The sequence below is a fragment of the Pseudomonas sp. SDO5591_S426 genome (genome assembly GCF_054070755.1).
Window position 1 is genome coordinate 1 of record NZ_JBSVXD010000172.1, and the last position, 12,261, is coordinate 12,261.

Genomic DNA, 12,261 nt, shown 5'->3' on the forward strand with positions numbered 1-12,261 from the left:
CCTGTAGGAGCTGCCGCAGGCTGCGATCTTTTTTCTGTAGCGCTGCCCAATGCCGCTGGCAGAAATTGCCCCCATCGCGCTAACGTAGAGTCACTGTCTATCGAAAAGGACTCTCCTGATGCACATCATCAACGCCCGGCTGCGCAACCAGGAAGGCCTGCATGAGTTGCACCTGGAAAACGGCCTGATCAGCAACATCGCGCGCCAGACCGAGGCGCCAACCTTGGGGCCGGACGATCTGGACGCCGGCGGCAATCTGGTGGTGCCGCCCTTCGTCGAGCCGCACATTCACCTCGACGCGACCCTGACCGCCGGCGAACCGCGCTGGAACATGAGCGGCACGCTGTTCGAGGGCATCGAATGCTGGGGCGAGCGCAAGGCGACCATCACCCTGGAAGACACCAAGACCCGGGCCAAAAAAACCATTGAAAGCCTCGCCGCCCACGGCATCCAGCATGTGCGGACCCACGTCGACGTTACCGACCCGCAGCTGACCGCGTTGAAGGCCATGCTCGAAGTGCGCGAGGAAAGTCGTCACCTGGTGGACATGCAAATCGTCGCGTTCCCCCAGGAAGGCATCGAGTCCTACCGCAACGGCCGGGACTTGATGGAGGAAGCGATTCACATGGGCGCCGACGTGGTTGGCGGCATTCCGCATTTCGAATACACCCGCGATCAGGGCGTCAGTTCGGTGAAATTCCTGATGGACCTGGCCGAGCGCACCGGGTGTCTGGTGGACGTGCATTGCGATGAAACCGACGACCCACACTCGCGCTTTCTCGAAGTGCTGGCCGAAGAAGCCCGCAGCCGCGACATGGGCTCGCGGGTCACCGCCAGCCACACCACGGCGATGGGTTCTTACGACAACGCCTACTGCGCCAAACTGTTTCGCCTGCTCGGGCATTCGGGCATCAGTTTTGTTTCGTGCCCCACCGAAAGCATTCACCTGCAAGGGCGCTTCGACAACTTCCCGAAACGCCGGGGCGTAACCCGGGTCAACGAGTTGCTCGAAGCGGGCATGAACGTGTGTTTCGGCCAGGATTCAATCGTCGACCCGTGGTATCCGCTGGGCAACGGCAACATTTTGCGGGTACTCGAAGCGGGGCTGCACATCTGTCACATGCTCGGTTACCGCAATCTGCAAAGCGCGCTGGACCTGGTCACCGACAACAGCGCCAAGGCCTTGGCCCTGGGTGATCGCTACGGGCTGGAACCGGGGCGGCCGGCGAACTTGCTGATTCTTTCTGCCGAGAATGACTACGAGGTGATCCGCAGCCAGGGGTTGCCGCTGTATTCGGTGCGCGGTGGCAAGGTGTTGATGAAGCGGACGATGCCGGTGGTGGAGTTCAGTGGTCTGAGCTGAGATTTGTGTTGGCTGGACTGACGTAATCGCGGGCAAGCCCGCTCCCACAGTGATCTTCAGTGAACACAATATTTGTGTACGACTACGGTCCTGTGGGAGCGGGCTTGCCCGCGATAGCGATCGAACCTTCAACCAATCAACCGAGCCGTCCCAAACAAGCTGACCCGACTCAATTCCCCCTGCTCTTCCTCCAGCAAAATCGGCGCCGTGCCACCGGGCATGGTCACTTTCACCTCGCCGGCACTGACCCAACCCACGCGCCACGCCGCACACGCCACCGCACTGGCACTGGTCCCCGAAGACGCCGTCGGCCCTTCGCCTCGTTCGAATACTCGTGCGACCACATGCTGCCCGGACTCATGCATCGCCCATTGCAGGTTGATCCCCGCCGGACACGGCCGCCCTGCCCCGGTCGGCATGGCATAGGCGATACGCGTCAGCCCTTCGCCCAACGCCGGCTCGCGCATCTGCTCGTTGCTCGGCAAGTGCTCGGCGCTGTCCACCAGCGTCACGCAATGTGGATTGCCGACCCGCGCGAATTGGCTGCGCGACCAAGCGCTATTGAGTACTGACAAGGGTTGCACGTGGCTGAGTTCGCGGCCGTTCAACAGCGCCGTTTCGACGCCAACGGCACTGACCGCCGACGGCCCGAACCCTGGCCGGCCCAGGTCAAGCCAGAAACCTTGCACACCCTCGACTTGCGCGGCTGTCACCGATGTCTGCCCCGGTGAAGGGGTGTCGGTTTTGTCGTGGTGAACCCTGAGTAAACAGGCTTTGTCGCTGGGCAAAAGCCCCTGGTCGCTGAGCGCCTGGGAGAAAATCGTCAGCCCATTGCCACTGCGCTCGGCCAGAGTGCCGTCGGTGTTGACGATCAACAAATCGAAGGGCGGCGAAGACTGGAACGGGCCAACCAGAAGACCGTCACTGCAATGGTCCTTGCTCCCCGCTGGTTGCGTGCCCGGAGCCCAGGAACAACACGCCTCGATGGCCGCCAACGCCCACGCTTCGCGGGTTTGCGCGGCGTGACTGGCCTGATCGGGTACGGCGATACCCTGTTGGCGCAACACCTCGGGCGCCACGACCCTATAAATGTTGCCTCGTGCATCGTAGAGCCGCGTCATGTACCGGTCCTGAGATCAGCCAGAAAAGAGCCCGTACTTTAGAGCCTCACGGAAGACGACAGCAAATATTGCCGCATCGAAATTCCGGTTACTAAGCGCCCTGTTTTAATCGCGAACTGTTGCCGTGGCCTGTCATTAATGACAGCAGACAACCTCGCCTCGCCAGCTCAGAGTTGAATCCTGGCCACTATTGCCCGGAGACACCATGAAATGGACTTCCCTGCCCACTCTCCTGATAACACTGACCTTGAACGGGGCGGCAATCGCCGATGAGCCGGTGCGCAATGGCGGTGGCGAGGAAATCCTGTTGCAAGGGTTCCACTGGAACGCCAGCCGTAACCCGACGGAAAAATGGTACGCGGTGCTAACGCGCATGGCCGGTCAGATTGGCAGCGATGGCTTCACCGCCCTGTGGATGCCTCCACCCTGGAACGATGTTTCGCGGTGGAAAACCCTATCGGCAGAAGGCGGCGGCGAAGGCTACTTCTGGCACAGCTTCGACAAGAGCAGTCACTACGGCAGCGATGCACAACTGCAGCAGGCCGCCAGTGCGCTGAGCCAGGCGAGCGTGAAAGTGGTGTACGACATCGTGCCCAATCACATGAACGATAAAGACGTCTATTCGCTGTTTCCCAGGGGACAAAACGAGTGGCGCCACGACTGCGCGCAATGCGACGAAGGCGATGCCTTCATGGACGGGGCGGCGGATCTGAATACCGCCAACAAAGAAGTATTCGCCACCTTCGAAAAGGAACTCATCAACCTGCGCGACCAGTACGGCGCCAAGGGCCTACGCTTCGACTTCGTCCGCGGCTATGCAGCGGAAACGGTTGATCGGTGGATGCAGGTTTTTGGCAACCAGCAGTTTTGCATCGGTGAAATGTGGAAAGGCCCCAATGAGTACCCTGAAGGTGACTGGCGCCATAAAGCCAGTTGGCAGGATGCACTCAAGGACTGGTCGGACCGCTCGCACTGTACGGTCTTCGACTTTGCCCTTAAGGAACGCATGCAAAACGGCTCGCTCGCCGAATGGCGCCACGGGCTCAATGGCAACCCGAATCCCGCCTGGCGCGCGGTCGCCGTAACCTTTGTCGATAACCATGACACCGGCTATTCACCGGGTGCGAATCAAGGACAACATCACTGGCCGTTGCCGGAAGAGCGGCGTAATCAAGCCTACGCCTATATCCTCAGCAGCCCCGGTACACCCGCGGTGTACTGGCCGGACATGTACGACTGGCAACGGGGCGATTTGATTCGCCAGTTGATCAGGCTACGCAAGGAGGCCGGCATCAAGGCAGATTCCGGGATCCGTTTTCATCCACAGTATTCCGGGATGGTCGCCACCACCACAGGCACTCTGAAAAGCCTGGTGATCGCACTGGATTCGGATTTGACCAAACTGCCGCAAAGCCTCGGCCAACCGGCGCTGGCAGCGGACGGCGATAAAATCCGCGTTTGGAGTACGCCTGCCGAACAATCGCTCATCGGCGTTCATTTCAATTGCGACTACGCCGACACCCGCTTCGGTCAAACCGTTTACGCCGTGGGCTCGTCCATTGAACTGGGCGCGTGGGACCCACGCCATGCCATCGCCTTGACGCACAATCCACAAGAGAACCGCTGGACCAGGGTCATCGACCTTCCAGCGAAACAAGTCATCGAATGGAAATGCATCCTGCGCAACAAAGAGTTGCCTGACACCGTGCGCTGGCAACCGGGGCCGAACGTCAGCTTCACCAGCGGCGAAGCCAGCGTTACCCGGGGAACCTTTTAGTCCATTGGATCTGCGGTTGTGAGCAGTCTTCAAGGTCGCGACAGATGAACTGATGTGCAAGGATGGCGGTCTGCACACAGTCAGTCACCTGCGTTACCAAGGACTTTTCATGACCGCCATCCACACGCCACCGCACTTCGTACCCGGGCGCCTGGAACAGATGTCCACGCGCCTCGCCTTTTTCATCGCCGGGTTCGGCATCGCCGCATGGGCGCCGCTGGTGCCGTATGCCAAGGCGCGGGCCGGGTTGGACGAAGGCACGTTGGGCCTTTTGCTGCTGTGCCTGGGCGTGGGCTCGATACTGGCGATGCCTTTAGCCGGCATCCTCGCTACGCGCTTTGGTTGCCGCAAGGTGGCGACCGGCGGGACCTTGCTGATCTGTGCAGCGCTGCCGTTGCTGGCGACGGTGTCGTCGATTCCGGCTTTGATTGGCGCCTTGTTCATGTTCGGCGCGGGCCTGGGCACCGTGGACTCGACGGTGAACCTGCAAGCGGTGATCGTCGAGCGCGCCAGCGGCAAAAACATGATGTCGGGATTCCACGGGTTGTTCAGCCTGGGCGGGATCGTCGGCGCAGCGGGCGTCAGTGCCCTGCTCGGCCTTGGGCTTTCGCCGCTGGGCGCGATGCTGGTGGTGATTGCCTTGTTGCTGGTCACACTGTTGAAAGCCGTGCCGCACATGCTGCCGTATGGCAGCGAGAGTTCCGGGCCGGCGTTCGCCGTTCCCCATGGCATCGTGCTGTTTATCGGCGGGATGTGCTTCATCGTGTTCCTCGCCGAAGGTGCAGCGCTGGACTGGAGCGCGGTGTTTTTGGCGCAGGAGCGCGGGATCGACACGGCTTATGCCGGATTGGGTTACGCAGCGTTTGCGCTGACCATGACGGTGGGTCGCTTGACCGGTGATTCGATCGTGCGACGGCTTGGCGCGACGCGGGTGATTGTGTTCGGTGGGCTGACGGCGGCGGCTGGATTGGCTCTGGCCACATTCGCCCCGAGCTGGGAAGCGGCGCTGGTGGGATATGCGCTGCTGGGCGCCGGTTGTTCGAACATTGTGCCGGTGCTGTACACCGCGGTGGGCAAGCAGACGGTCATGCCGGAAAGCATCGCCGTGCCGGCCATTACCACTTTGGGTTATGCGGGAATACTTGCGGGGCCTGCGGTAATCGGATTCGTCGCCCACGCCGCCAGTTTGAGTTTTGCCTTTGGGCTGATGGCGCTGTTGCTGGTTGCAGTGGCGATTGGCGGGAAGGTGTTGAAGGTCTAAGAGCATCGCTAGCAGGCTAGCTCCCACAGGTCCTCGGTCGTACACATTTATTGTGTTCACCGAAAATCCTGTGGGAGCTAGCCTGCTAGCGATGAGGTCAACTCGGTCGGTCTATCAGAACCCGACGCTGGCCTGCACGAAGAACGTGCGCGGTGCGCCGACGTACATGCCCGAGTTGTTGTCGCTGGAGCGGGTGAAGTACTGCTTGTCGAAGATGTTTTTCACCCCGGCGCCGACTTTCAGGTTCGACACCTGCGGACCGAAGTCATAACCGCTGCGCACGTTCCAGGTGACATAACCCGGAATGTCGCCGTACTGGCCATCGGCGGTGCCTTCGGTGATGTAGTTATTGGTGAAGCTGCCGTCGGCGTTTACCGCGACGCCTGGCGAGCGCTGCTTGGACTGGGCAAACGCGTCGATGTTGTAAGTCCAGCGGTTGATGTCGTAACGCAGGCCGGCCGTTGCCACCTGACGCGAGTAGAACGGCAGGTCACGGCCCTTGAAGTCCGGAATTTCCCCTTCATACACGGCACGCGTGTAAGTGAAACCGGCGTTGGCGGTCAGGCCATCCAGGCGAGGGTCCAGTGCGGCCATGTTGTAGTGCACCGACGCTTCAATCCCGCGGTGCGTGGTCGCGCCGAGGTTGGTCCAGCCTGCGTCGTTGCTGATGTACTGCAACTCTTTGTCGAAGTCGATGTAGAACAGCGTCACTTCACCGCCCCACACATCATCGTTGTAGCGCGTGCCGACCTCGTAGGTCTTGGCTTTTTCCGGCTCCAGACCGTTGGCCGGTTCGTCACCGGAGCCACCCTGGCCGAGCTGGAAGTATTGCAGGCTGCCGAACGACGTTTCGTAGTTGGCGAACAGTTTCCACGCATCGGAGATGTGATACATCACGCTCAGGGCCGGCAGCGGCTCGTTGCTTTCGATGCTGCGGTTCTTCTCCGGCACAGGCTTGCCGGCGGTGTCGAGCACCGGGCGGTCGTGCCAGTCAGTGCTGATGTGTTCAAAACGGATGCCCGGTGTCACGGTCCAGTTGCCGACATCGATTTTGTTATCGACATACACCGAGTTCGCTTCAGTGCCACCGGTACGGTCCTGATAGACGTGTCCGTCGGAACCCGGACGTACCACCGGTTCGTTGCTGCTGTTGAGCGCCAGGCGGCTGGCCGATTCGTGCATGCCTTCCTTCAGGTAGCGATAACCGACGCTGACTTCCTGGGTGGTCGGGCCGACCTCGAACACATGGGACACCCGTGGCTCGATGCCGAAGGTGTAGTAGGTACGCGGGAAGGAGCCGATAGTCTTCTGGTCACGGGCGGCGATGTTGCTGCCACGGAAGCTGTCGGAATAGTAGGTCAGCACTTCGGCCTGGGTACGGTCGTCGATCTGCCGTGCCCACTTGAACGACACATCCTTGCGGCGGCCGCTGAAGTTGTCGTTGTTGCGATCGGACTGGAACGGGTCGGCGTCATACTGCTTCTGCGTCAGGCCACCGGGCATGTCGGCGCTGGCGTCGTAGTAGTGGAAGTTGAGGCTGAAATCGTCGTAGTCGGTCGGAGCCCAATGCGTCTTCAGAATCACGTCGTCGATGTCGTTACCGTTGTTGCGCTCGCGGTAACCGTTGCCGTTCACGCCGGAGTACAGCAGCGCCACGCCGAGCCCGTTGTCGGCGGTGCCACCGACGAATGCCGTGTCGATGTGCTTCCAGCCGCCGTGCTGGGAGGTTTCCAGGGTGCTGCCGATTTCAGCGGAAGCTTTTTCCGGAATCGCACGGGTCACGAAGTTGATCACGCCGCCCACGTTCTGTGGTCCGTACCGCACGGAACCGGCGCCGCGCACCACGTCAATGCTGTCGAGGTTGCCGGAGGAAATCGGCGCCATCGACAACTGAGGCTGGCCGTAAGGGGCAAAAGCCGCCGGCACGCCGTCGATCAACACGGTGGAGCGTGGCGACAGACGCGAAGTCAGACCACGCACGCCGACGTTGAGGGAAATGTCGCTGCCGCCGGTGCCGTTGGCTTCCTGCACTTGCACGCCGGGTACGCGCTTGAGCACGTCGCCCACGTTCATCGCGCCCTGCTCGACCATGGCTTCACGGCGGATCACGGTACGCGCGCCGGGGTGGTTCTGCACCACGGCGGCATCGGCGTCACCGAGCCAGTCGCCGACCACCTTGATGTCGGTCGCGCTCAGTTCCAACGGGCCGTTCGACGCCGAAGTCGGCGCCGGCATCAAGGTCACCGAACCTTCATCGATCTGGTACTGCAGGCCGCTGCCTTGCAGCAACTGACGCAACGCTTCTTCCGGCGAAATATTGCCGTCCACCGCCGGGGCCTGCTTGCCAGCAACCAGTTCCGGGCTGAAAAAAACCTGCAACGAAGTCTGCTGGCCCAACTGAGTCAAGGCCTGGCCCAAGGGTTGCGCCTGGATGTGAATGGCGTCTGCGGCGAATGCCTGAGGCATCGCCACGTTGACCGCCAGCGCGAGCGCCAGCGGCAACCAAGGGAAGGTTTTGTTTTTAGCGGTGGATTTATTCACGTCGAACGTATTCCTGTGGATCGCAAGAGTGTGCGCTTGTTAATGCAAACCAGTTGCAGTTGAACAGGAAGACGATGAACTCGAAAAAAACCTGAATTTATTTTGAAATTATTTCCTGACTGCCGTCATCGAGGGTGCGCACGGCCACCGGAAGGATGCTCGGCAAGGCCTTGAGCAACGCATCGGTGTTGTCGGATTTGAACACGCTGGTCAGGCGCAGATTGCCCACCGCCGCGTTGCCGACCTTGAGTGGCTTGTCCCGATAACGCGAAACCTGCTCGGCGACATCGCTCAGGCTGGCGTTGTTGAACACCAGTTTGCCGCTGCGCCAGGCCGTCAGTTCAGCCTGATTGACCGGGTAGGCAGGCACGACCTTGCCTTGGGTATCGACATGGGTGCCCATGCCGGCGGTGAGGCTGACAAAGTCGTTATCGGCCGCCGAGCGTCCTTGAACCTTGACCGTGCCCTGCTCCACCACGACCCGGGTGTCGGTGCTGCCGTGGCGCACATCGAAGCGGGTGCCGGTGACCGTGACCTTGCCACTGCCGGACTCGACCACGAACGGTCGGCTGGTGTCGTGCTGGACGCTGAACATCGCCTCGCCTTCGGTCAGCTCGACGCCGCGTCGATTCTTTTCAAAACGCACCTGAATCCGGCTGCGGCTGTCGAGGTCGACCACCGAACCATCCGGCAATGCCACGTGGCGACGCTCGCCCAAGGCTGTGGAAAACTCCGCCGTGTAAGGCGACGATTGATTCAAGCCGCTGAACAGACCCAAACCGAGCGCCACTGCCACCACACTGGCGGCCACTGCATAACGCAGGATCGGGCGACGTTTGCTGCGGGCCGGCGCTTCTTCACACAGCGCGCGCAGACGCGCCGACGGCACCAGGTCGGCGGCTTTCCACAGGCCCTGGAGCAATTCGAATTCGTTTCGGTGTTGAGGGTGTTCGTCCAGCCAGGTTTCGAACTGGCGATGCGCGTCGACATCGACGGCGGGTTCCTGCAAACGCACAAACCACCGCGCCGCTTCATCGCGAACTGTTGTTTGCCCGCACGCACAATCACGAGTATCCATCATGGAAGTTCCTGTTTGGCTGGGGATGAGAATTCGCGGCCGCTCATGGGTACAGTCCTTCAAGGCGGTCGCGCAGATGCCGCAGCGTGCGGATCATATACTTTTCCACCATGTTCTTGGACAGTCCAAGGCGTTCGGCGATTTCCGCCTGGGTCAAACCCTCGATCTTCTGCCAGACAAACACCTTGCGGCAGTTGACCGGCAGCTCGGTGAGCGCCCGTTCGATGGAATCAGCCAACTGTATTGCGTGCATGTAATGCTCCGGGTCGCCGTTGGGCGACTCACTGACATCAATCGCCTCTGACTCCATGGCGCCCCGCCGATCCTCGCGCCGATAACCATCCACCGCGATATTGCGTGCGGTCTGGTGCAGGTACGCCCGCGGTTGCTGCACCGCCGCCGAATCGGACTCAAGCACCCGCACAAAGGTATCGTGGGCCAGATCCTCAGCCTGCGAGCGATTTCTCAGGCGACGGGTCCAGGTGCCAACCAACTCTTCGTAATGCTCGAAAAAGCCGTGTCTGCGGGGCAGCTTGGGGGTCATTTCGGTGTGCTGTGGAGACGGGGCGTGAATAGTAATGCTTCCTATTAACTCGAAGCAATGCTTTCGGTCCCGTCACAAAGCGCTTTGAGCGCTTGCCAATCCCCCGCCGGTCGGGAAAGCTGATGACGGCACAGATCCAAAGGATTCTGGCAGCAATTCCAAAGCAGCTCCGCACCGGCTGTAGCAAAGTGCTGGCATGTCTGACCCGGCTTTTCCGAAGGAACCCAGAAATGTTCACCTCACTTGCGTCGCATCACAGAAAACCGCTCGCCCGGCTCGCCCTGGCCATCTCCCTGAGCGCCCTCGGCCTGCCTTTCTGGGCGAGCACTGCCCAGGCCCACGGCGGCCACGCCGAAATGGTGCCGCTGCAAGCGGGCCTTGAGGAGTTTGGCGCAACGGTCAAGTGGGACGACTACGCCAATCTGTTCACCATCGCCAAGGACGGGGTCTACCTCAAGGTCAAACCGAACAGCAAAGTGGCGATGCTCAACGGCAAACGCATGGAGTTGACGGTGCCTGTGGTGTTCAAGGACAAGACCGCCTACATGTCCAAAGACTTCATCAACCAGGTGTTCCAGTCCGGGCTGGACACGACTTTTGTCGTGGAAACCCGCCCCAACCCACTCAACCCGTTGAGCGCCGACGAAATCACCGCCGCGGTGGACATCGTCAAAAAATCGGAAAACTACAAACCCGGCTTCCGTTTCACCGAAGTCTCGGTCAAGGAACCGCCGAAAGACCAGGTGTGGAACTTCGTCTACACCGGGCAAAACGTCACCCAACCGCGCCAGGCGAACATTGTGGTGCTGGACGGCAAGCATGTGATCGAGGCGCTGGTCGATCTCGACAGCAAGCAACTCAAGTCCTGGAACCCGGTGCAAGGCGCCCATGGCATGGTGCTGCTGGATGACTTCGCGACCGTGCAAACCGCCGTCGAAACCAGCCCCGAATACGCGCAAGCCCTGGCCAAGCGCGGTATCAACGATGTGAAAAAGGTTGTGGCCACGCCGCTGACCGTCGGCTACTTCGACGGCAAGGACGGGCTGGCGCAGGACAAACGCCTGCTGAAAATCGTCAGCTACCTGAATGTCGATGACGGCAACTATTGGGCGCATCCGATCGAAGGCCTGGTGGCGATTGTCGATCTGGAGCAGAAGAAGCTGATCAAGATCGAAGACGAAGCGCTGATCCCGGTGCCGATGAAACCGACGCCGTATGACGGTCGCGGGCGCAAGGGCGTGACGGTCAAACCGCTGGAAATCACCGAGCCGGAAGGCAAGAACTACACCATCACCGGCAACAGCATTCACTGGCAGAACTGGGACTTCCACGTTCGCCTCGATTCGCGGGTCGGGCCGATCCTGTCCACCGTCACTTACGACGACAAGGGCAAGAAACGCAAAATCATGTACGAAGGCTCGCTGGGCGGGATGATCGTGCCTTACGGTGATCCGGACGTCGGCTGGTACTTCAAGGCTTACCTCGACTCCGGCGACTACGGCATGGGCACGCTCACTTCGCCGATCGCCCGTGGCAAAGACGCCCCGGAAAACGCCGTACTGCTGGACGCGACCATCGCCGATTACACCGGCGCGCCAACCGCAATTCCACGTGCGATGGCGGTGTTCGAGCGCTACGCCGGGCCGGAGTACAAACACCAGGAAATGGGCCAGCCCAACCTCAGCACCGAGCGCCGTGAACTGGTGGTGCGCTGGATCAGTACCGTCGGCAACTACGACTACATTTTCGACTGGGTCTTCCAGCAGAACGGCACCATCGGCATCGACGCCGGCGCCACCGGCATCGAAGCGGTCAAGGGCGTGAAGTCCAAGACCATGCACGAGGACACCGCCAAGGAAGACACGCGCTACGGCACTCTGCTCGATCACAACATCGTCGGCACCACGCACCAGCACATCTATAACTTCCGCCTCGACATGGACGTGGACGGCGAGCAGAACTCACTGGTGGAAGTGAACCCGGTGGTGCTGCCGAACGACCGTGGCGGCCCGCGCACCAGCACCATGCAGACCGAAACCAAAGTGGTCAGCACCGAACAACAGGCCGCGCAGAAATTCGACCCGTCGACCGTGCGCCTGCTGACCAACTTCAGCAAGGAAAACAAAGTCGGCAACCCGGTTTCCTATCAGTTGATTCCGTATGCCGGCGGCACGCACCCGGTGGCCAAGGGCGCCAACTTCGGCAAGGATGAATGGCTCTATCACCGCCTGAGCTTCATGGACAAGCAACTGTGGGTGACACAATACAACCCGGAGGAAAAGTACCCGGAAGGCAAGTACCCGAACCGCTCGGACAAAGACTCGGGACTGGGGCAGTTCACTCAGGATAACCAGTCCATCGAGAACACCGATGACGTGGTCTGGCTGACCACCGGCACGACCCACATCGCCCGCGCCGAAGAGTGGCCGATCATGCCGACGGAGTGGGTGCATGTGCTGTTGAAGCCGTGGAATTTCTTTGATGAAACGCCGACGTTGAATCTCAATTCACCGAAGTAACCTCAAAAAGATCGCAGCCTTCGGCAGCTCCTACAGGATCGGGTTTACACACCGTCA

8 protein-coding genes are annotated in these 12,261 nt (G+C 60.7%); 4 read left to right on the forward strand and 4 right to left on the reverse strand.

Features of this window, described 5'->3' with window-relative positions; translation table 11 throughout:
• Window positions 1-118: 118 nt before the first annotated feature.
• A complete protein-coding gene (gene codA / locus ACW9JC_RS24315; RefSeq protein WP_457458119.1) occupies window positions 119-1,363 on the forward strand; it encodes a cytosine deaminase in 1,245 nt (414 codons plus the stop codon).
• A gap of 128 nt (window positions 1,364-1,491) precedes the next feature.
• Here codA and ACW9JC_RS24320 read toward each other — a convergent pair whose 3' ends face one another.
• Entirely contained in the window at window positions 1,492-2,484 is a 993-nt protein-coding gene (locus tag ACW9JC_RS24320) for a diaminopimelate epimerase (RefSeq protein WP_457458121.1), read from the reverse strand.
• Window positions 2,485-2,689: 205 nt separating this feature from the next.
• Between ACW9JC_RS24320 and ACW9JC_RS24325 the strand changes: the two genes are divergently transcribed.
• Complete coding sequence (locus ACW9JC_RS24325; RefSeq protein WP_457458123.1) at window positions 2,690-4,261, forward strand: glucan 1,4-alpha-maltotetraohydrolase domain-containing protein; 1,572 nt, start codon at window positions 2,690-2,692, stop codon at window positions 4,259-4,261.
• Window positions 4,262-4,370: 109 nt separating this feature from the next.
• Window positions 4,371-5,522, forward strand: coding sequence for an MFS transporter (locus ACW9JC_RS24330; protein WP_457458125.1), 1,152 nt, complete (start codon window positions 4,371-4,373; stop codon window positions 5,520-5,522).
• Window positions 5,523-5,636: 114 nt separating this feature from the next.
• Here the strand turns inward: ACW9JC_RS24330 and ACW9JC_RS24335 are convergent, their stop codons facing one another.
• From ACW9JC_RS24335 to ACW9JC_RS24345, 3 genes are all read right to left on the reverse strand, one after another.
• Entirely contained in the window at window positions 5,637-8,063 is a 2,427-nt protein-coding gene (locus tag ACW9JC_RS24335; RefSeq protein ID WP_457458127.1) for a TonB-dependent siderophore receptor, read from the reverse strand.
• Between the two features lie 97 nt (window positions 8,064-8,160).
• Window positions 8,161-9,144: a FecR family protein gene (locus tag ACW9JC_RS24340; protein WP_457458129.1), complete on the reverse strand. Its 984-nt coding sequence runs from the start codon at window positions 9,142-9,144 to the stop codon at window positions 8,161-8,163.
• 40 nt (window positions 9,145-9,184) lie between these two features.
• Window positions 9,185-9,685 (reverse strand): sigma-70 family RNA polymerase sigma factor, encoded by a 501-nt coding sequence (locus tag ACW9JC_RS24345; protein ID WP_338582044.1) that lies wholly within the window; start codon window positions 9,683-9,685, stop codon window positions 9,185-9,187.
• Between the two features lie 230 nt (window positions 9,686-9,915).
• On the opposite strand from ACW9JC_RS24345, the gene tynA reads away from it, so the two are divergent.
• The gene (gene tynA, locus ACW9JC_RS24350; protein ID WP_457458131.1) at window positions 9,916-12,204 is read left to right on the forward strand and encodes a primary-amine oxidase; all 2,289 of its coding nucleotides are present in this window, start codon (window positions 9,916-9,918) and stop codon (window positions 12,202-12,204) included.
• Window positions 12,205-12,261: the final 57 nt, after the last annotated feature.